Raw genomic sequence first — 19,972 nt, 5'->3', positions numbered from 1 at the left:
GCTTTATTTGAGAATTATTTTCACAAATAATAATAGAAATTGAATACTATTTAAATGTTATAACTCTAGTAATAGAATTCTGATAATTAATAGGAGATTGTATGAAAGTTCGGGTTGTGCAGTTTGGTTGTGGAAAAATGGCAGAAGTAATTTTGAGATACCTTCGAGATCATGGCGCAGAAATTGTAGGTGCAATTGATAACCAACCTGAACTACAAGGTGTCGATATTGGGGACTTTGCCAATTTCGGTCATAAAACAGGTGTGAAAATTGATAGCGATGCTCAGCGGGTATTTGATTCATGCGATGCGGATATTGCCATTGTTACGATCTTTAGCTATATGCCGGAGATGTATCCATTTTTTGAACTCTGTGCGAAGAATGGCGTGAATGTCATTACCATTTGTGAAGAAGCGATCTATCCTTGGAATACTTCTCCTGCTGAAACGAATCGATTAGATCGATTAGCGAAAGAGCATGGCATTACGATTACTGGAACGGGCATGCAGGATATCTTCTGGATTAACATGCCGTGTTTAGTTGCGGGAGGCGTAAATAAAATCCGTAAAATGGAAGGTATTGTCAGTTATAACGTTGAGCATTATGGATTAGCGTTAGCTAAAGCGCATGGCGTAGGTTTAACGGCCGAAGAGTTCGATAAAGAGATCGCATCTGCAGAGAGCCTTCCATCTTATATGTGGAATGCCGCTGAATCATTATGCGCTAAAATGCATTGGACGATTGCGAGCATCACGCAGAAAAGTGTTCCGATTATTTTAGATAAAGATATCTATTCAGAAACGTTAGGCGAAACCATCAAAGCGGGCAATGCCACAGGAATGAGTGCCGTGACGACCATTCAAACGCATCAAGGAATTGAAGTGGTCGTGCAATGCGTGGGGAATGTATATGAAGAAGGTGCCGGCGATCGTTGTGATTGGGAAATCAAAGGGGAACCTGATGTGATTTTCTCAGTACAAAAACCCGATACAGTGGCACATACTTGTGCGACAGCGGTCAATAGAATTCCTTCGGTATTAAATGCGCCAGCAGGATTTATTACAGTCGATAAGCTTGAAGAAGTGAGCTATATGACTTATCCAATGGAATTTTATGTCGATTAGGATTAAGTTATTGGCATTTTAATATTCCCGAGATTTTCTAATTCTGAATAAAACTTTTGAAGGGCTTTGAATGACTTGGGAAACATGTAAAGCCTCAACCGTGATAACACATCAATTAGCGAAAGTTTAGAAATAAGATCATGAAAGTATTTTTATGATCTTATTTTTTGTCTCATTAAAAGAAGGATCAGAAATAACATCAGAAATCGAATTAGAAATAGCATTAAAAGAAGCATTAAAAGAAGCGTTAAAAGAAGCGTTAAAAGAAAAAGCATGAAAATATCAGGCCCTTTTGATAGGGATTTTAAAATAGGTTCTTCTAAAGCAAATTTTTCTCAAGTGAATTTTTTCAAGGGAATTCTTCTTAAGAAAACGATGGATTCAAGGTTCATCCCGATTTTTTCTTCATGAACATTGAATAGATCTTTCATTTGTCATCAAATATTCAACACCTTAAATTAATATGCGTAAAATAGAGATTACTTTGTCTATTTAGAATTTTTTGTAAAACTTTAGCAGGAGCTGACATGAAGTTTGATCGTGTGAATCGCTTGATATTTATGTGGATTGGGATTATCTTCTCGATCTATCTTTTGCACCGATTATCTTCGGTATTAATTCCTTTTTTCGTGTCGTTTGGTTTAGCGTACTTAGGAAATCCGCTGGTTCTGAAAATTGAATCGAAAAAGATTCCTCGAGTTTGGGCAGTGAGTATCGTCTTTGCCGGCTTATTGGGGATTTTGGTTCTGTTATTGCTCGTTGTGATTCCACAGCTTTTAAATCAGATTTTCGCCTTTTTAGATAAAATTCCAACGTACTATTTCTGGGTACAAAATAATGTATTCCCAAGATTAGAGAAAATATTCTCCGCCGAAGATATGCATATGAATAAAGAGAGTGCGAAAGAAGCTTTTGCAAAATCTCTGAATATCATTGGCCGCATTACTTCTAAGATTGCGCCATCTATCGGGAGTTTGATCTTCGCAATTGCAGGATTAGTGATGAGCCTCTTTTTAGTGCCGATGATTACGTTTTATGTGATGCGAGATTGGTCAAAAATTACAGAGAAAACAGAAACGCTCATTCCAAGATCGATTTTCCCGCAAACGATGAGTTTCTTGCAAGAAGCGAACTTTATGCTCAGTAGCTTTTTACGGGGGCAGATGACGGTAATGTTCTGTTTAGCTTGTATTTACGGCATTGGCTTAACTATTGTCGGCGTTGAATATAGCTTAGTGATCGGCATGATCGCAGGATTAATCAGCTTTATTCCTTATGTTGGCGCAACTTCCGGCGTATTAATGGGCTTATTAGTGGCATGGTTCCAATATGGAACATTGACACATTTAGCGCTTGTGGGCGTTGTCTTTGGAATCGGGCAATTGATGGAGAGCTTCGTTTTAACGCCGATCTTAATCGGGGATAAATTAGGAATGCATCCCATTGCCGTAGTTTTTGCCTTAATGGTGGGCGGAAGTCTGTTTGGTTTCTTAGGGATTTTATTGGCGCTTCCGGCATGTGCCGTATTAATGGTAGCGCTTCGTAGGTTATATCATTGGTATATCGAAAGTGATTTTTACAAAGGGAAGAAAGAGCTTTCATAGATGATTTGATCTTCGTTGATTCAAAGATAAAAAGAGAATCCTTCGATAGTGGGATTCTCTTTTTTTATGGGTTCGAGTTTGAATCTGCCATCTCAGCCCCTTTGAAAAGAATTTTTGAAAAGAGACCGCTGAAATCAAGAGTGGGAATTTGTTTTGATAAAGGAATCAATAAGTTGGTTTTTGGTAAACCAAATAGATGATGGATGCTATTGTTTTTAGAGATGCTTTATGGCTTATTAATACATGCATATTTATAGGCACATATCTGCTTATCAATATTGATAACGATTGATTACCAATTAATACTCATATTAATCGGGATAAAACGGAAATATTAATAAGTAGATAAGGCGATAATTTTTTATAAAGATATCGCTGATATGAATAACCGATATGGATAACAATTATTATAAAAATAGATGAGTGATTGGAGAAAGATATTTTAAATCTTATCTTGAATCGCTTATTAAAAAAAATGACAACTGTCAGGAGGATTTATGTTTCAAATACTACGAATTGCCAGTGCATTCATTGGGATTATTGTCGGAGCGGGATTTGCTTCAGGGCAAGAAATTCTGCAATATTTCACAAGTTTTGGTTATATGGGCACGATTGGTGCAGTGATAGCAACGATCTTGTTCGCTTATTTAGGAATGATGCTGACAAGAGTGGGAAGCTTGATGCAAATCGGTTCTCATAATGAGGCAATCTTTCGATTAAGTGGGCCAATAGTGGGCAGATTAGTGGATTGGATTTTAATCTTAACGCTCTTTGGCGTTGGCGTTGTCATGGTTGCCGGTGCTGGAAGTTTAGGCGCACAATTTTTAGGACTTTCTCCTTATATCGGTAGTTTAGTCATGACTATTTTAATCGTTTTAACGGTGTTAATGCCGATTCAGCGTGTGATTACCTTGATTGGAAGTATTACGCCATTTTTAATTATCGCTTTGGCGGTTATCTGTCTTTACAGTATTTTTACCTACAATAGTACGTTAGAAGAGCTTGAGCCGATTGCACTTAGCGTTGAAACATCTCTTCCAAACTGGTTTATCTCGGCGATTAACTACGTTTCCTTCAACATTGCCGTAGGTGCGGGAATGGCACTTGTGATGGGCGGAAGTGAGAAGAATGTGAAGATTGCAACATGGGGCGGATTCTTTGGCGGTTTAGGAGTTGGGGTTTTAATCCTTATTGCGAACCTTGCGATCTTCTTAAAGGTTGATCTTGTATTTAATTATCCATTACCACTTTTAAGAATCATTCAAGATATTTCCCCTTTCTTAGGAATGTGTATGGCGGTTGTTCTGTTTGGCATGATCTATAATACCGGCGTTGCCATGTACTATGCGTTTGTGGCGCGTTTTACGGTGATGCAAACGAAAAAATCTTATATTTTTGCAGTTATTACCGGCGCTGTTGGCTATGTTGCAAGCTTTGTAGGATTCACAGATTTAATCGCTTACTTCTACCCACTTATTGGATATTTAGGATTATTCCTCATCGCAGTTCTACTTTTTGCTCCATTAAGAATGGGTAGAATGGCAAAAGGAAAATAGGACAAGAATAGTAAGAGAGTTGACTATATCGAATGATCGTCTGATACAGAATTTATCTGATACAAAACAATGGATTCGAAATGAGCTTCAAGAAATGTTTAAAAGGGCGCTAACAAGCGCCTTTTTCTTTGCTGATTCGAAAGTAACCATACACATTAATAATAAACGCATAATGTTCCGTTTGGGATTTGCCGGCAGAAAGATTGTGATTGTTATAACAGAGCTTAATTCTGCCATTGGGAAGCGATCTTCCCATGCCGTAGGCATATTGCCGGCGAGCTTTAATATTAATGCCACCGCCGATATTCGCTGATGATAAAAGATAAAGCCCTTTCTCCTGTAATCTTTTCGGCGGAAGATAATGAATGATCGAATCAGGAAGCGGTTTAAATGTTGCAGAATCATCATAAAAGAGAAGCCAGCCAAACCACTCAATATCCTTATCATTTAAGCATTCTTTGCCGTTATGACTATGGCAAAGGGAAATTGCTCTCTCTTCGATGGAAGCTAGGTTTTTGGCTAGTTTTAAATCCTGCATAAATTCAGAACGAATCAGCTCTTCATGCAAGGTTAATTGCAGAGATTGATAAGAATGAGAAGCCATTAAAAAGAGCACAGAACTGATTGCTAAAGTCACTAGTAATTCTAGCAATGTCATTCCACGCTCATCTTGTAACGTCATTTTCACACTGAAGTTTTGTCTATAGCTTTATCTATAATAATGATATTTAAGATTCTGTCTTTGCTTCTAAGAATTCAGCAGTTTCTAGGGCCGTATCATCATTCATAGATGGAATATCAAAAATCAAATTATCGATATTTTTCTGTAACGTTTTATCGCCAATACCTTTTACGGAAAGAAGATCATTTACGGTTTTAAAAGCGCCATTTTTCTGGCGATATTCCACAATCGCAGTGGCTTTAACAGGACCAATATCCTTTAAATTTTCTACAATTGTTGGAATATCTGCTGTATTGATATTAATCGGTGCGCCGAAACTAAAGAGGAGAAAACAGCTTGGAAGAAGCGTTAGAACGATTTTTTTATAAACAGAGATCTGAAAATATTGAAACATAATTAACTCCTGAATAATGATCTCTTTAGCCCTGTTTTGAATAATGCATTTCGCAGAAAAACAGAAATGATATTAAAAGACTAAAGAGAAGATTGATATAAATTCAATGAGTTATAAGCGTAGAAGATAAATATGAATAGTGGTTAATTATGTTTTTTTTCAGAAGATAGAGAGATCAAGATCTCTTCATAAGCCTCATTTTGCTCGATGATAATTGTTTGATTTTTCGCAAGCTCAAGCAGAGAGAGAAAAGAGATGGTAATGCCGTAACGGCCTTCTTCTGGCTGAAAAAGTGATGCGAAAGTGACAGGTTTATTGAAAGATAAACGGCCGATAATATGCGTCATTCGATCAGTAATAGTGATCTTTTCCGCTTCGACTTTATGCTTTTTTTGAAGATCCGCTCTTGCAAGAATCTTTTGAATTGCCGAGAGAAGCTGTGAAAGCTCAATGGTTGGCGGTGGTGGTTCTACTTTAATATCGGGTGTTGCCGGCGATACAGGGAAGATATCTCGATAAAAAATCGATTGCTGCGATAAAAGCTCGGCGACTTCTTTATATTGTGCGTAAATTTGTAATCGGCGAATCAGCTCCAATCGAGGATCGAGTTCTTCTTCATCGGGGTTATCCGTTGCCGGCATTGGCAATAAAATGCGAGATTTAATCTCGGCAAGCCAAGCTGCCATGACGAGATATTCAGACGCAAGCTCAAAGCGTTCCTCTTCCAAATGATGGATGTAGGACATATATTGCTCGGTAATACTACTAATAGGAATATCAACGATATCGAAGTTGTTTTTGCGAATAATATGCAGAAGAAGGTCGAGCGGTCCTTCAAATTCCTCAAGCCAAATTTCAAACGCATCCGGCGGAATAAAGAGATCAAGTGGCAATTCTAATTGCTCACCTTTGAATGTCAAAAGGGTATCTTGCATCATGGATATTCTATTAGGAGGAATCGGAAATTATGGGTTTGATCGGGAATTTTTTTAGAAAGTTTAACGGCTTAATATGAGCTGATACAAAGCTGGTTCGAATGTTTGCATGTTTCTAAATATCCCGTGCCAGCAATATAAATGCCTTCTAGATTACTAAATGGAAGTGGATTGTATCGCCGGAAAGTTTAGATAAAACAGAATAGATAAAACCGAATCTAAATATCTAGCGATGAATCACCTTTAAACTTACACTTCTAAGCTTAAGCAGCTCTTACTGCGGGCGCGAGATTGTGAAATGAATGCAAGCATTCTCTCCCGCCACAATTCAGCTTTTAGAGTTTCAGGTTTAGTTTCATTTTTAGATATAGCAATCTGCATATGAAATGACTTCTAAAATTAGAGGATTGAGCTTTATCTTAAGCCAATCCTCGTTCATTGTCGCAATTAGATGAAATTTCTTAAACCAACGGCATCTTTGAGTTGTTGTAACATCTCTCTTGCCGGAATACGGGCTTTTTCAGCACCTTTTTGTAAGGTTTCTTCGATAAGTGCTGGGTTTGCCATTAATTCATTATACTTTTCACGAGCATCTTTGATTTCATCGTTAATGAGATTGAAAAGTGCTTTTTTCGCATCGCCCCAACCAATTCCATCGATAAATGCTTGACGGAAATCGCTCACTTCCTCCGGTGTTGCAAATGCTTTATAGATCTCGAAAAGATGAGAATTATCAGGATCTTTCGGCTCGCCTGGCTCAAGGGAGTTTGTCACAATGCGGTTGATCGATTTTTGCAGTTTCTTTTCCGGCAAGAAGAGCGGAATCGTGTTGTTGTACGATTTACTCATTTTTCTGCCATCTAATCCTGGAAGAATCGCCGTTTCATCATCAATTACTTCTTGTGGCATCACAAAGAATTCTTTTTTGTAGATATGATTGAAACGCTGTGCGATTTCTCTAGCAATCTCAACGTGTTGGCGCTGATCGCTTCCTACTGGAACGAGATCGGCATTGAACGTTAAAATATCGGCAGCCATTAAGACAGGATAGGAGAAAAGTCCCATGGTAATGCCTTTGTCGGCATCATTTTCTGCGGCGATATTATCATCAACGGCAGCTTTATAAGCATGCGCACGGTTCATTGTGCCTTTTGCAGTAACACAGTTTAAAAGCCAAGTAATTTGTGGAATCTCTTCGATATCAGATTGGCGATAAAACACTGCTTTATCTGTATCTAAACCAAGCGCCATCCAAGTTGCGGCAATCTCAAGGCGAGATTGATTCACAAGCTCTGCATCTTGGCATTTGATTAATGAATGGAGGTCAGCTAGGAAAAAGTAAGCGCTATCATGAGTTTTACTAAGCTCAATGGCAGGGCGAATGGCGCCGGCATAGTTTCCTAAATGCGGAGTTCCAGTGGTACTAATTCCTGTTAAAACCGTCTTCTGTTTCATTATGATTCCTTTATGACAATAATCCGAATCCGGAGTGAAGTGACAAGTTCGTCAAATAATTAAATGGTAATGTTTACTGTAAAAATTCTTTAAAACTACTCTTTAAAATTCTTTTTAAAAACTCTCTTTAAAAGGCTATTTAAAACACCTGATGGCAGAGAGGTTTTTTAGATATCTTTTTTGATATCTAAACGTATATTAAATATTTAAATATATTTAAACCCTGAAACGAGCGCTATAATCCTCAAATTGGGGTGCGATTGCTTCAGGATATTCCACATTATATAGATATAATCCTTGCGGTGGTGCAGTAATTCCACCCTTTGTCCGATCTAAGCTTTTTAGCACTTCTTCCACATATTGTGGTGGTTTTCGCTCTAAACCTACTTCAAGGAGCGTGCCGACAATATTACGTACCATATTATGCAGAAAAGCATTGGCTTTTAGTTCGATTTCGATCAAATGTTCTGTTTGTGTGATTTTGATGTAATGCACATTGCGAAAGGGTGTGTTTGCCTGACATTCTGAAGAACGAAATGCCGAGAAATCATGTTCGCCAATGAGAAATTGCGCACCTTCCTGCATCGCCTGCACATTCAGAGGATGATAATTCCAAAGATTGTAAAAGCGTTTGAGCGGGCTACGAAACGGATGATTAAAGATTTGATAGCGATAGGTGCGATTAATGGCACTAAAGCGCGCATGAAAATCATCATTAACACTGACAATATCTTTGATAGCGCAATCATCCGGAAGATTAGAATTAATGCCGAGCATCCAAGCGCGTTTTGGGCGAATAGCGGTAGTTTCAAAATGCACTACTTGATTCATCGCATGAACACCGGCATCGGTTCTTCCGGCGCAGACAAGTTTAATCGGTTCATTAGCGATTAAACTCACAGCTTTCTCAAGCTCTTCCTCAATGGAACGCACCGGTGGATTACCTTGCTTCTGCCAACCTCTAAATTCTCTACCATCATATTCAATTAAGAGCGCATATTTTTGCGTGGGTTTCGAAGATGCATTGCCGGCATTTTCGGAAGAATTTAACGATGTTGTTTCGGAAGAAGTTTCAGCGGTCATGGTGTTCAAAAGTTATTGTAGGTTACTGTTTTATATGTTGCGTTATATCGAGTTATATCGTGTTGTATTGTGTTACATAGCGAAATTGGTTTAAGAAAATTCAATGGCATCTATACGAGCTGAAGCATCATTGGTTCGAATACTTGCATGCTTTTAAATATTCCGAGCCGGCAATTTTTGTCGTTCTGCAAAACAGCTTAGTATCTATTTGAACCCTATTTGATGCGTTTTGAATCAATGATTTTCAAGGAGTTTTCCATGGCAATTCTAAATTCAGGGCCTTTTTTAAGGGCTAAGGTTACAAGGAGAATATCGACAATAGCAAGATCCGCAAGGCGGGAGATCATTGGCATATATTCTGATGTATCTTCTTTTGTACCTGATTCAAGGACAACTGTTGCGTGATAGCTAAGTGGCGATCCTTTCGGTGCAAATGCAATGACAGATGCGCCGTTAGATAGAGCAAGATCAGCAGAATCGATCACATCTTGGCTCTTTCCGGTATGAGATACGGCGATTAAGACATCTTTTGGCGTAAGTAAACTCGCGGCTAAACTATGCACGTGATGATCGCTGTATGAAGATACCGGAATTCCCACACGAAGGAGTTTTTGCTGAATATCATTGGCAACAACGCCAGAAACGCCGTGACCAATGCACATGACTTGATTGGAATGTTCCAATAAGCTAATGGCTTTATCGAGATCTTCTTCATTTAAATAGTTTTTCATATTTAAAAGCGCTGCGCTCGATTGATCGATCAGTTTCGTGATAATGCTCGATGTGGAATCATGCGGGGAAATACTGCCATGCACAAATGGTACGCCGGAACGTAAGCTCTTTGCGAGAAGCTGTTTGAAGGTATGAAATCCTTCATAATTAAGCGCATGGCAAAATCGCATGATCGTCGGTTCTGAAACGCCGGCTTTTTCGGCAAGGGCGCTGATAGAGAGATCGACAGCTTCATTGGGATGCGCAAGCACCCAATCGGCAACTTTTGCTTCTGATTTACGGAGATTGTGATAATGATTTTGAATATGGGAGAGCATAATGTCCTTTAACCTTGAATATATCGAGGTAGGATCTGCTGTAATCCTACTAAAGTGGCATAAGGATGTGTAATCAAATACGTTGGAACTGCTGATAAGATGTCAGTGACGGATTCTTTATTCGTGAAGCATTCTCTAAATTTGGACGCTTGCAAGAACTCGCTAAAACGAGGCGCAAAACCGCCACCAATATAAACGCCGCCGGCAGCACCAGTTGTGAGCGCAATATTACTTGCCGTATTGCCGAGCATCATGCAGTAACGGTTTAAAACCGTAATGGCAAAAGCATCCTTAGATTCTAATGCCGCAATTAAAAGCGCTTCTGGCGTTGCATCAAATGTTAATGTGACTTGATGAATCTTCGCCATAATCTTAATTAAGCGAGAAACACCATGTTTACAAGCAAGAAGGTCTTCGATAATTACCGAGCGATTGAGTTCTTGAATGGCAAGACCCACAATCTCCGTTTCTTCAGCATCTTGTGGTGCATAGAGCGCATGACCACCTTCTGATGGAATGCTAATATTACCACTTGGTGTTTGAAGATTAATTGCGGTACCAAAGCCTGTACCAGGACCAATGACAACTTTAGAGAAATGAGCGCTTGCGAGGAGTTTATTCTCGTGATGATGCCCAATCTCTGTCAGTTCTTGCTGTGAGAAATGATCTAAAGAGAGAGAAAGCGCTTCAAAGTCATTAATGAATGTGACTTTAGTGTTGAGCTCTTGCGTAATCTCTTTTTGACTGAAATCCCAATGATTGTTCGTTAAAACAAGATGATCGTTCAAGGTCGGCGCAGCAACGGCAATTAAGATATGATCGGGCGACGAGAGTTCCATTTCAGAAAGATACGCATCAATCACATCTTTTGGCGAATTGAAGTCGTTAGAAAGATAGACTTTCACATGACGAAGCGCTTGATATTCATCAATGAAAGCAAGGCGCGAATAGGTTGCGCCCATATCTGCCACAATGATTAAGGGAAATTTATCCTTCATGATGCTCAACCCATTGCCCAATGTAGCCTAGCGCTTCTTTGAGTCCGATCTCTGGTTTTGTGGAAGAGAAGAGTTGCACCGTAATGGGCGTTGTAAACTCTTCTTTTAAGATTTTTTGAACTTGATGCAGCGTTTTACTCGCTTCATTTTTACTGAGTTTATCTGCTTTGGTTAAGAGAATGTGCGTAGGTAATTCTTGGAATTCGCACCAATGAAGCATCTGTTTATCAAGTTCTGTTAAAGGATGACGAGAATCCATGAGCATGATGAGTGCATCTAAAGATTCGCGTGTTTCAAAGTATCCTTGAAGAATCTGTTTCCAATGTTCTCTCATTGGTAGAGGGACTTTCGCATAACCATATCCTGGAAGATCCACAAGATAGAGCTCATCTTTCACTTCGAAATAGTTAATCAGCTGCGTTCTTCCCGGCGTTTTACTGGTTCTTGCTAAGGTTTTTTGTCCGGTTAAGACATTGAGTGCGCTGGATTTTCCGGCATTAGATCGACCTGCGAAAGCAATTTCTCCGCGGCTATCTTCAGGGAGTTGGCTCAAGCTATTGGCACTTGTTTTAAAAGTGGTTTTACGCAGTAACGCTCGGATATCTTGCATCAGTCAGCCTCTTAATAATCATGAAATATATAGCCCGATATTTTACCTTTAATTGCCGTGAATTGCACCTTACTGCCGTAAAAGAAGCCCTGAAAATGATGTGTGAAAAGAAATCGTTGGTAATATTTAGAATGAGAAGCTCATAAGTTCCATTTCCGGCGTATCAATTCTAACAACTGAAAGTGATCCTTCCCAAACACAGCCCGAATCAATACAGAGCGTATTATTCTCTTCATGAATGCCAAGACTTGCCCAATGCCCATAAATAATTTTCGTATTTTGATGTAAACTTCTGTCAAACTTAAACCACGGAAGCATAATGCTTTCGTCGTAATCTTCGAGTTTATTATCAAAATCCATGGAAAGATCGAGATTAAGGTAACGCATTCGGCAGAAGTAGTTGATGATCGTGCGCACTTTATCAATGCCGGTTAGCTCATTGCTCCAAGCTTCAGGATGATTGCCGAACATTTTGCGCATCAGTTTTTGATAATGTTTTTTATCTTTGCGAAGCAGAAGTTCATGAATTTCATTACTATACGCAAGCGCTTCGGCAATGCTCCAAAAGGGCGGAATGCCGGCGTGGGCAATGGCAATATCAAATTGGGGGAGATAGCGCATTAAAGGCTGTTTACGCAGATATTTACGAATTTTTTTAACTTGATCGCTTGTGGCTAATTCATTGTAAGTATCGCCGCGGCGAAGCTTTGTTTCTCCGGCAGCATAGACTAAATATGAGAGATCATGATTGCCAAGAACAGGGAAGATAGAGGATTCATGCTTCATGAGATACTTCATGACTTTTAAGGATTTGGGACCCCGGTTAATGAGATCTCCCACAAGATAGAGCTGATCGATATCGTGATTAAAGTCGATTTTTTGAAGTAGGGCGATAAACTCATCATAACAGCCGTGAATATCGCTCATGACATAAGTTGCCATAGAAGCCTCTGGGATTTATATGTGGATTAATACTTGCTGATGATGCTTAAGGTTGCGGGTTTTCTTGAAGATAATCAAGAATAGATTTCAAACCGAGCACTTCAGTTTCCGCAGCCCAATGATAATTCACGATATTATCAAAGTCGATCTCTTCTAAATCCGTATTTTGAATGTATTCTAAGAGATCAGTTTCTTGCTCATTGATCAATAGAGATTCAGCGAGATCATAATAAGTTATCGCTAATGGGAAATCTTCGAGATACACAAAGATATGAACGAGATCAAAAATTGCCGGCAATGAGTAATAATGCGGGATAGACTGGTTTTTGCTGATACTGTAATTGATATTACGGAGCGCACTATTGTATTGAGTTAAAGCTTCAGATAACTCATCAAGTTGAAGATAGGTCCAACCGAGCATAGATTCTGTTCTGCCGAGATTATAGTAATCAGGCGGAGAGATTGCTTCATGAGTATCTAGTTTAAATAGGAGAATTTCCTCCGCTTTGCGATATTCTCCAAATTTAAGATAAAATGTCGCATAATTTTCTAACGCTAAAATCGTGCGAATATCAGAGCTTGTTAAATGCTGTAGATCAAGCGCAAGTGCCGCTTTATAATGTGCATCTGCCTTTTCAAAATCATCAACAATTTCGTAATAGATGGCAAGATTGCGTAATACTTCTGTGTATTGAGGCGTGTAATCGTGCTTTTCTTGGATTTGTTTAGCGCGCGTTAATAATTCATAGATTACAATTCGCTCTGTCGCCATATCGAATGTCCAGACGAGTTTTACTAAAATATCTGCAACTTCAGCATCATATCCTCTGTGAGATTCATAAATTTCTAGTGCATTTGTGTATTGGAATCGAGCTAAATAGAAGTTATCTTCCATATCTGCAAGTTTCACGAGCGCTTTAGCATAAAGTGGCGAGGTTTTGTTATTAGCGCCCAATTTTACAGCGTGGACATAGTGTTGTCTTGCTTTGATAGGATTATCTGAGAATAGATAATAATCTCCCGTTTTTAGGGATTGTTCGATTTGTTGCGCCATCGGTTGGCTAATGAAATCTATAAATGCAGATTCAGCTTCTAAAATCTCATCAGGACCTTGAAGATAAGGATAACTGCTAGATTCTGAATCTTGTTCTGAGTTATTAAATACAATATCTATGGAACTTTCAGCGTACTCATAATCTTGTAAATCATCATAATAAGCTTCAGATGCTTCCCAATCCTCAAATAGATCTTCATCTTCTGAGATACTTAAAGAATTATCAATTTTATTGGCAAGTTTGATAATTGAAAGCTCTTCCACATGAGCATCTTGAGGGTAAGGTTTAACTACAGGTTCCTCAATAATGGCATTTTTTTTATGAGGAAATAGTGTAAATAGGACATAATTATTGACCTCATCTTCCTCAATAGCGTTGAGATGATGTTCTATTGCCGCAGGAGATATTTGAGACATTACAAGATCAATATCATTCTCTATTTTTTGTGCTTGAAGATCATATAATGCTTGTTGTTGTATTTGCTGAACTTTACTAATGAGCTCTGTAGAAATTGCTCCAATTAATGTTGGTGTTGGTCTACTGATTAACTCTATTTGAATGGGGGATATTGCTTCTGCTTTTGAATGTTGCTGTGCTATTAAGTCCGATTCAGCAACTGATTCCAAGACTAAAACAGGCGAGAAGAGGAGTTCTTTTTGGGATGCAATGACGCTACTGATAATAAAAGCGCGTTTCTCCTGTTGTATTTGAGTTGCTCGAGCAATCGTTGCAATGATCAGAGATAAATAGATAAAGAGCGCTACTAAAACATAGTAACGAGCGACTGTTATCATTCGCATTAATCGTTGTAAAGGATATCTATTCATGAACATCTCAAATGAAATTACTCATTAGTAAAGTGTATTTTAAAACTCAAAACAGTGACAGTATACTATAATTTTTAACAACGATAAATCGACAACTAAAATAGATAATAAAAAACAAAAATATAACTTAAAAATTATCACCTTTTAAGTTATTTAAAAACATCTAGTTAATTGAATTTTATTTAAGTGTTTTAAAACGTGTTTTAAGACTATTTGAGAACCATGATGACTTTACGACTGCTTTTACAGTTTATGGTGCATTGTATAGTAAGTTTTGAATGAGCTCAGCAACCGGTTTTGGCTTTGGCAAAAGTAGCGCTTCTTCTATCGAAACTACTCGATATTCTTGGGGTTGCGATTGCATCCATGTATGAAGATCAGTTTCAGAGGTTGGGATTTTGAAGACTGTGGCTTCCAATGTGTAATGGGTAAATTGATGGCGGATATTTGTTATCTGTGTTTTGTTTGGAAAAGCCGTTAAGTCTTGATGAAGAAGTAAAGAACTAGAGCGACTTTTTGTATCTTTACCTTTTAATAGCAGTTCAGGAAGAGAGTAAAGATTACCCCAAATGCCTTTTTCTGGACGTTTTTCTAAAAGAATTTTATCGGACTCACTCAAGAAAATCATGAGGGCAATGGATTCGGTAGGTTTTACCTTTTTCGGTGGCTTTGCCGGAATCTCGGTAGTTTTCTCGAAGATTTTTGCCGTGCAAGAAGATTGTATAAAACAGCGATCACACTCAGGCTTTAATTTACATAACGTTGCACCAAAATCCATAATTGCTTGCGTATAATCAGCAGGATTTTGATGGCAAAGAAAGATATCGCTAAAGGGCTTTAAACGCTTATCGAGCTCTTTTCTGGGCGCTGTCATGCCGGTTAATCGGCTTAAAACCCTCCGAACATTTCCATCTAAAATAGCAAAAGGAAGATTAAAACCTTGCGCTAAAATCGCATTTGCGGTGGTATCGCCAATGCCTTTTAAACTTCTAATAGCATCAAAATCAGGCGGGATTTCCCCGTTAAATTCTGTCACAAGTTGCTGACATGCAGTATGAAGGTTTCTTGCTCTAGAGTAATATCCCAAGCCTTGCCACAGCTTCAATACCGCTTCTTCCGGTGCACTTGCTAAATCTTCCGGCGTTGGGAAAGCTTCCATAAAGCGTTCAAAGTAGGGAATGACCGTTACTACTTGCGTTTGCTGTAACATAATCTCTGAAATCCAAATACGGTAGAGATTAATCTTTTCACTGAACTTCGCTTGTGGCTTCCATGGAAGATCATGTCTTCCTTCTCGTTCAAACCATTCTAAGAGTTTTTCTTGAAATAATAAGATTTGATGCGTCGTAACAGGCGCAAGAAGCGTATTATCTAGAGGGATTTCTGTAGATTTTAGAGGAGATACAACGTTCATAATAGATATCAAAGATAGTTTCACAGGAGGTTATGGATAAGAGCGGAATCGTTCATTGATTCGCTATTGAGATAACGATTTGAATAACGATTCGGTGAGCTATTCTAACGTCTTTAAAGGATCATTATTGAATATCTGTGTTTAATGCTTACGCTGTGGATTTAGAGTTCTTCGAGGCACTGGCTTCATGGTGTTCTTTTTGTCCTAATCGACTGACAAGGGTTGTGAGGTAGGCGGTAAATATCGGAAAGATTGTCAAACCTACGACGGCTAAAGAAGCGGTGATCACTTTGCCAGAAACAGTGATGGGTTGAATGGTTGAGCCTAGAGTCGTGACGGTCATTGCCGCCCACCAAAGTGAATCATAAAAGGTTTTTACTTCAGGATTTACTGATCTTTCTGCGACAAAGAAGAGGATCGTCATAAAATAGATAATAGCAATTAGTAGGATAATATAGGAGATGAAGAGTACGGTTGTACTCCTGCTAACGAAGAGCAAGATAATAAAGACAAAAGCCGCAGCACCTCTCACTAATGGAATTAGCCTAATGAGATAGATTTCTCCTTCTGTAAAATGCTCATGAAGATTATCTATAAACGAAAGGTAAGGAACGGATAGGAAAAAGATCATGAAATATCTTCTGAAAAATTGCGCTCTGTTTTTTGAAAGAAACCAAAAGATAAAAAAATCAATACAAAAATAGATACATACCCAAAACTGCGTATCGGAATAGATATCTTTTTCAAAGAAGGAATCGTCGCTAAATACTTCTAAAGAAATGCTTACTATTAAAATAATAGAAGCGATCACGCCAATAATATTGAGGATATTCCGGATTTGTTGAGCTTTTTGGTCATTTAGAAATGGCATATTGCCTCTCTGTTTTTTTAATATAAAAAAGGGGATACGGAATCTATTCTAAACATTTCAACTTATAATGCATATGAATCTTTGCTGAATTTTATATTTATTGATGGATTTGCTATTAAGGAAACTTATTATTGAGATGAGTAAGTTATTAGTTTTAAGATATAGATATTAGAATCTGAAAATAGCTATAAAATTTCTAATACTTTCAGCTTGGTTCAGGAAAATTAGGTGCATGAAAAACCATAGGGTGCAACTGACGAGCCATATTTCAGAATCGTAGTAGAAAAGCTTGATGAAGGTTGTATCGTAACAGTCCATGATGAATACGATGATTATGAATGAGTAGAAATCATGGATATTGACGGCAATAAGCGAACTGTGACAAAGCAAACGAAAATATTAAGTGCACCACGAGATATTAAAGAGCATGAGCGCTGGATTGATTTAAGATTCCGCGAAGAACCACAGGAGCTAGAAGAGGGTGTGATCGCCGAAGTGGAGGTAGAGCATAAAGAAGAGTAGAAATGAAAAGTCCCGTTAATTCGGGGCTTATTTTTTGTCTGAAATAATGGATATATTATTATGGAATTTCATTTTTACTTGGAGGTCTTACATTCTTTACGAATCTTTCTTCCATCGCACCATATTTGTTAAAATTAATTTTGGCTTGTGCAAGAGATACGGCATTCGCCCCAAATGTAGCATTAATATTTTTGTTTTGAAAAGGATCATCTTCCCAAAAACAAATTTGGCAAATGTCGTAATCTCCATCACTAGGTGTTTCTCGAGTTAAAAAACCACAGCATACGCAAGGGTATTTATTCATACTTAATCCTTATATTAATGAAATTTCCGCCTCTTTCAGCGCTCTTTCATTATTCTCTTTCGTATCGCATTTGTCTATGAAGTCAGTCAAGTCCTGTATCAGAACTCTCTAAATCTTATTTATGTTTAAGTAAATTTAGAAGTTTATACCGTAAAATATGCTGTAAAAAGATCGGGAAGTAAACGATCTCAGATACAATAAGAATTATTTAGAATCTTTTAAAGGCAACAAAAAATGCGATTCATAGAGATTTTCATAAACTCTAATAAACCGCATTTTATCTATTTGGCGCGCCTAAGAGGGATCGAACCTCTGGCCTTTGGTTTCGGAAACCAACACTCTATCCAACTGAGCTATAGGCGCTTTGAAGCTCAATATTATACCATCAAAAAATTCTTATGATAGTAAAAGCATGATCTCCGTGATTGATCGATAATTCATGTTGTTATTCAATATTTTGAATTTGCTCACGAATCTGTTCGATTAATACTTTGAGATCTACGCCAATTTGGGTGAGAACCACATCTTGTGATTTGGAGCCTAAAGTATTTGCTTCACGGTTGAGCTCTTGTGTTAAGAAGTCTAAACGGCGACCCACAGGTTCTTTGCGGCTAAACACATGTTTCATTTCGGCAATATGTGCCGTTAAACGATCGATCTCTTCATCAATGTCTAAACGTTGAGTGACATAGATAAGCTCTTGCTCGAAACGTTGTGGATCATGTTCAATATCGAGGTTTTCTAAACGACCACGAAGACGCTCTTCGATTTTTGCTACAGCAATTGGGCGCTGTTCACGAGCTTTTTCAACAAGCGCTTCCATTTGATCAAGGCGATCAAGCATCATCTCTTTTAAACGAGCACCTTCACGTTCACGATTATCAAGGAATGATTTTAACGCCTGTGTGAAGAGTGAAAAGAGCGGTGCTTTGATGGAATCAGCATTTAATGTGGAGCTTTTCATTACGCCGGGAAGTTGCATTAATTGTAATGCCGATAATTGTGAAGATGCGCCGAGTAATGCATTCGCTTCTGCATGAATTGCTAATAATTCCTTAGCGGTTGCTTCATTGAATGTGAGATGCGCGCTTTCTGCTTCATCAAAATCAATACGAATTCCCACTTCCACTTTTCCGCGCGACACATTTTTTTGAAGCATTTCACGAAGTTCAGGTTCAAGCGCACGAAGCAGTTCCGGCATTTTAAAGGTGGGATCTAAATAACGGTGATTAACACTGCGAATCTCAAGACTTAATTGTCCGATCTCTGTTGCAGTTGTTTCACGAGAAAATCCAGTCATGGAGCGTAACATAGGCATCCTTTATTGATTATTTTTAATTTTGAATGATGGGTTATTTGATGTTGATAGTCGTTTCACAAGGAAGATTGTCAGTACTTGAAAAGCGCTTTAGGATCTTGTGAAAAAATATCAAACTATTATACGTAAAATCGGGCTTTTTTGTTGAGAAAGCCCGATGCGTTAATTTGTGCTTGGTTTATGGCAACATTGGCGCATAACTATAAGCTAACAGAAGCCTCAAAGTCGCTTCCATCGAATCTAAATGCGTACGCTCTAAAGCATGAGAGGATTCAATGCCGGGGCCAATGAGCGCATGGCGAATATCAAATCCTGCTCGAATCGCAGCGGATGCATCTGAACCATAAAATGGATAGATATCCACTTGATGCGGGATTTCATGGTTTTTCGCAAGTTCGATAAGCTGATTCGTCAGTTCATAATGATAAGGACCTGAAGAATCTTTCGCGCAGATAGAAACACTATATTCATCGGTGGTTTGACCATCGCCAATCGCTCCCATATCTACGGCAAGATATTCTACAACTTCCGGCGGAATAGAAGCATTTCCACCAAAACCGATCTCTTCATTATTGGAAAAATAGAAGTAGAGCGAATAGGGCAATGGTTCTTCGGATGCTTGAATCGCTTCAATCACTGAAAATAGAAGCGCAACGCTCGCTTTATCATCTAAATGTCGAGATTTAATAAATCCTTGCGCCGTATATTCAAAGCGAGGGGTAAAAGAGACAAAATCGCCGGCATGAATGCCAAGCGCTTTTGTATCGGCTTCGCTCATACTCTTTTCATCAAGGCGAACTTCAATATGTGCATCATCTCTCGGTAGATCGCCGGCATCTCGATATACATGTACGGAAGTTTCATGCATCAATATCGTGCCGGTAAAGGTTTTGCCGTTGCGCGTATGAATTTGGCAATATTCGCCTTCCACGGCATTCCAGTTAAATCCCCCGATTTTAGTCAGTTTTAATCGACCATCTGCTTTAATCGATTTCACCATTGCGCCGAGCGTATCCACATGCGCTGTCATTAATCTTGCACGCGAATCGTCCTTGCCGGCAATTTTGGTAATAATCGCGCCTTTATAGGTCTTTTGAACGGGAAGCGACAGCTTTGTGAGTTCCGATTCAATATACCGAAGTGCATTTGCCGTAAATCCTGATGGCGATGGCGTTTCAACTAATGTTTGTAACCTTTGAAGCAGGGAATCTGCCTGAAATACCATGAAT

Annotated in this window: 20 protein-coding genes and 1 tRNA gene; 5 read left to right on the top strand and 16 right to left on the bottom strand. The window is 38.6% G+C overall.

The features are described from left to right. Nucleotides 1-101: 101 nt before the first annotated feature. The 4 genes from ACYSN2_RS08895 to ACYSN2_RS08880 all read left to right on the top strand — a co-directional run bounded on the left by ACYSN2_RS08895 (nt 102) and on the right by ACYSN2_RS08880 (nt 4,284). Nucleotides 102-1,124: an NAD(P)H-dependent amine dehydrogenase family protein gene (locus ACYSN2_RS08895; RefSeq protein WP_461749902.1), complete on the top strand. Its 1,023-nt coding sequence runs from the start codon at nt 102-104 to the stop codon at nt 1,122-1,124. Between the two features lie 154 nt (nt 1,125-1,278). Beyond that, on the top strand, nt 1,279-1,401 hold the full coding sequence (locus ACYSN2_RS08890; RefSeq protein ID WP_461749901.1) for a hypothetical protein: 123 nt from the start codon (nt 1,279-1,281) through the stop codon (nt 1,399-1,401). Between the two features lie 250 nt (nt 1,402-1,651). Further along, complete coding sequence (locus ACYSN2_RS08885) at nt 1,652-2,728, top strand: AI-2E family transporter (RefSeq protein ID WP_461749900.1); 1,077 nt, start codon at nt 1,652-1,654, stop codon at nt 2,726-2,728. Nucleotides 2,729-3,225: 497 nt separating this feature from the next. Then, on the top strand, nt 3,226-4,284 hold the full coding sequence (locus ACYSN2_RS08880) for a YkvI family membrane protein (protein ID WP_461749899.1): 1,059 nt from the start codon (nt 3,226-3,228) through the stop codon (nt 4,282-4,284). A gap of 109 nt (nt 4,285-4,393) precedes the next feature. Here the strand turns inward: ACYSN2_RS08880 and ACYSN2_RS08875 are convergent, their stop codons facing one another. From ACYSN2_RS08875 to ACYSN2_RS08820, 12 genes are all read right to left on the bottom strand, one after another. Beyond that, entirely contained in the window at nt 4,394-4,966 is a 573-nt protein-coding gene (locus ACYSN2_RS08875; protein WP_461749898.1) for a prepilin-type N-terminal cleavage/methylation domain-containing protein, read from the bottom strand. A 46-nt stretch (nt 4,967-5,012) separates the two neighbouring features. Continuing rightward, nucleotides 5,013-5,360, bottom strand: coding sequence for a ComEA family DNA-binding protein (locus ACYSN2_RS08870; RefSeq protein WP_461749897.1), 348 nt, complete (start codon nt 5,358-5,360; stop codon nt 5,013-5,015). Nucleotides 5,361-5,503: 143 nt separating this feature from the next. Next, nucleotides 5,504-6,298, bottom strand: coding sequence for a segregation and condensation protein A (locus tag ACYSN2_RS08865; RefSeq protein ID WP_461749896.1), 795 nt, complete (start codon nt 6,296-6,298; stop codon nt 5,504-5,506). 444 nt (nt 6,299-6,742) lie between these two features. Then, on the bottom strand, nt 6,743-7,750 hold the full coding sequence (gene trpS, locus ACYSN2_RS08860; protein WP_461749895.1) for a tryptophan--tRNA ligase: 1,008 nt from the start codon (nt 7,748-7,750) through the stop codon (nt 6,743-6,745). A 216-nt stretch (nt 7,751-7,966) separates the two neighbouring features. Beyond that, on the bottom strand, nt 7,967-8,833 hold the full coding sequence (gene truA / locus ACYSN2_RS08855; RefSeq protein WP_461749894.1) for a tRNA pseudouridine(38-40) synthase TruA: 867 nt from the start codon (nt 8,831-8,833) through the stop codon (nt 7,967-7,969). Between the two features lie 215 nt (nt 8,834-9,048). Continuing rightward, nucleotides 9,049-9,882: a MurR/RpiR family transcriptional regulator gene (locus ACYSN2_RS08850; RefSeq protein ID WP_461749893.1), complete on the bottom strand. Its 834-nt coding sequence runs from the start codon at nt 9,880-9,882 to the stop codon at nt 9,049-9,051. A gap of 8 nt (nt 9,883-9,890) precedes the next feature. Then, nucleotides 9,891-10,880 carry a glucokinase gene (locus ACYSN2_RS08845; protein WP_461749892.1) on the bottom strand — a complete coding sequence of 330 codons (990 nt, stop codon included), beginning with the start codon at nt 10,878-10,880 and terminating at the stop codon, nt 9,891-9,893. Continuing rightward, nucleotides 10,870-11,490, bottom strand: a complete 621-nt coding sequence (gene yihA / locus ACYSN2_RS08840; protein ID WP_461749891.1) for a ribosome biogenesis GTP-binding protein YihA/YsxC — start codon at nt 11,488-11,490, stop codon at nt 10,870-10,872. Before yihA ends, ACYSN2_RS08845 begins: the two co-directional genes overlap by 11 nt. A gap of 126 nt (nt 11,491-11,616) precedes the next feature. Further along, the gene (locus ACYSN2_RS08835) at nt 11,617-12,432 is read right to left on the bottom strand and encodes a symmetrical bis(5'-nucleosyl)-tetraphosphatase (RefSeq protein ID WP_461749890.1); all 816 of its coding nucleotides are present in this window, start codon (nt 12,430-12,432) and stop codon (nt 11,617-11,619) included. A gap of 46 nt (nt 12,433-12,478) precedes the next feature. Beyond that, nucleotides 12,479-14,314 (bottom strand): tetratricopeptide repeat protein, encoded by a 1,836-nt coding sequence (locus ACYSN2_RS08830; RefSeq protein ID WP_461749889.1) that lies wholly within the window; start codon nt 14,312-14,314, stop codon nt 12,479-12,481. Nucleotides 14,315-14,564: 250 nt separating this feature from the next. Next, complete coding sequence (mutY, locus tag ACYSN2_RS08825; protein WP_461749888.1) at nt 14,565-15,728, bottom strand: A/G-specific adenine glycosylase; 1,164 nt, start codon at nt 15,726-15,728, stop codon at nt 14,565-14,567. 148 nt (nt 15,729-15,876) lie between these two features. After that, entirely contained in the window at nt 15,877-16,599 is a 723-nt protein-coding gene (locus ACYSN2_RS08820; RefSeq protein ID WP_461749887.1) for an ion channel, read from the bottom strand. A 351-nt stretch (nt 16,600-16,950) separates the two neighbouring features. Between ACYSN2_RS08820 and ACYSN2_RS08815 the strand changes: the two genes are divergently transcribed. Continuing rightward, complete coding sequence (locus ACYSN2_RS08815; protein ID WP_461749886.1) at nt 16,951-17,121, top strand: hypothetical protein; 171 nt, start codon at nt 16,951-16,953, stop codon at nt 17,119-17,121. Between the two features lie 58 nt (nt 17,122-17,179). Here ACYSN2_RS08815 and ACYSN2_RS08810 read toward each other — a convergent pair whose 3' ends face one another. The 4 genes from ACYSN2_RS08810 to ACYSN2_RS08795 all read right to left on the bottom strand — a co-directional run bounded on the left by ACYSN2_RS08810 (nt 17,180) and on the right by ACYSN2_RS08795 (nt 19,968). Then, nucleotides 17,180-17,425 (bottom strand): CPCC family cysteine-rich protein, encoded by a 246-nt coding sequence (locus ACYSN2_RS08810; RefSeq protein WP_461749885.1) that lies wholly within the window; start codon nt 17,423-17,425, stop codon nt 17,180-17,182. A gap of 286 nt (nt 17,426-17,711) precedes the next feature. Further along, nucleotides 17,712-17,788 (bottom strand) — tRNA-Arg (locus ACYSN2_RS08805). Nucleotides 17,789-17,870: 82 nt separating this feature from the next. Then, entirely contained in the window at nt 17,871-18,737 is an 867-nt protein-coding gene (locus tag ACYSN2_RS08800; RefSeq protein WP_461749884.1) for a YicC/YloC family endoribonuclease, read from the bottom strand. A 184-nt stretch (nt 18,738-18,921) separates the two neighbouring features. Further along, nucleotides 18,922-19,968, bottom strand: coding sequence for a M42 family metallopeptidase (locus ACYSN2_RS08795; protein WP_461749883.1), 1,047 nt, complete (start codon nt 19,966-19,968; stop codon nt 18,922-18,924). Nucleotides 19,969-19,972 lie beyond the last annotated feature (4 nt).

This window comes from Ignatzschineria sp. LJL83, assembly GCF_054871845.1.
Note: the sequence above shows the minus strand (reverse complement) of the source record. Positions and strands in the feature narration are given on the sequence as shown.

Bases quoted from the DNA above. Each gene is read 5' to 3' on its own strand.
- ACYSN2_RS08895 (WP_461749902.1), top strand. From the start codon at position 102: ATGAAAGTTCGGGTTGTGCAGTTTGGTTGTGGAAAAATGGCAGAAGTA.
- ACYSN2_RS08890 (WP_461749901.1), top strand. From the start codon at position 1,279: ATGATCTTATTTTTTGTCTCATTAAAAGAAGGATCAGAAATAACATCA.
- ACYSN2_RS08885 (WP_461749900.1), top strand. From the start codon at position 1,652: ATGAAGTTTGATCGTGTGAATCGCTTGATATTTATGTGGATTGGGATT.
- ACYSN2_RS08880 (WP_461749899.1), top strand. From the start codon at position 3,226: ATGTTTCAAATACTACGAATTGCCAGTGCATTCATTGGGATTATTGTC.
- ACYSN2_RS08875 (WP_461749898.1), bottom strand. From the start codon at position 4,966: ATGACGTTACAAGATGAGCGTGGAATGACATTGCTAGAATTACTAGTG.
- ACYSN2_RS08870 (WP_461749897.1), bottom strand. From the start codon at position 5,360: ATGTTTCAATATTTTCAGATCTCTGTTTATAAAAAAATCGTTCTAACG.
- ACYSN2_RS08865 (WP_461749896.1), bottom strand. From the start codon at position 6,298: ATGATGCAAGATACCCTTTTGACATTCAAAGGTGAGCAATTAGAATTG.
- trpS (WP_461749895.1), bottom strand. From the start codon at position 7,750: ATGAAACAGAAGACGGTTTTAACAGGAATTAGTACCACTGGAACTCCG.
- truA (WP_461749894.1), bottom strand. From the start codon at position 8,833: ATGACCGCTGAAACTTCTTCCGAAACAACATCGTTAAATTCTTCCGAA.
- ACYSN2_RS08850 (WP_461749893.1), bottom strand. From the start codon at position 9,882: ATGCTCTCCCATATTCAAAATCATTATCACAATCTCCGTAAATCAGAA.
- ACYSN2_RS08845 (WP_461749892.1), bottom strand. From the start codon at position 10,880: ATGAAGGATAAATTTCCCTTAATCATTGTGGCAGATATGGGCGCAACC.
- yihA (WP_461749891.1), bottom strand. From the start codon at position 11,490: ATGCAAGATATCCGAGCGTTACTGCGTAAAACCACTTTTAAAACAAGT.
- ACYSN2_RS08835 (WP_461749890.1), bottom strand. From the start codon at position 12,432: ATGGCAACTTATGTCATGAGCGATATTCACGGCTGTTATGATGAGTTT.
- ACYSN2_RS08830 (WP_461749889.1), bottom strand. From the start codon at position 14,314: ATGAATAGATATCCTTTACAACGATTAATGCGAATGATAACAGTCGCT.
- mutY (WP_461749888.1), bottom strand. From the start codon at position 15,728: ATGAACGTTGTATCTCCTCTAAAATCTACAGAAATCCCTCTAGATAAT.
- ACYSN2_RS08820 (WP_461749887.1), bottom strand. From the start codon at position 16,599: ATGCCATTTCTAAATGACCAAAAAGCTCAACAAATCCGGAATATCCTC.
- ACYSN2_RS08815 (WP_461749886.1), top strand. From the start codon at position 16,951: ATGGATATTGACGGCAATAAGCGAACTGTGACAAAGCAAACGAAAATA.
- ACYSN2_RS08810 (WP_461749885.1), bottom strand. From the start codon at position 17,425: ATGAATAAATACCCTTGCGTATGCTGTGGTTTTTTAACTCGAGAAACA.
- ACYSN2_RS08800 (WP_461749884.1), bottom strand. From the start codon at position 18,737: ATGTTACGCTCCATGACTGGATTTTCTCGTGAAACAACTGCAACAGAG.
- ACYSN2_RS08795 (WP_461749883.1), bottom strand. From the start codon at position 19,968: ATGGTATTTCAGGCAGATTCCCTGCTTCAAAGGTTACAAACATTAGTT.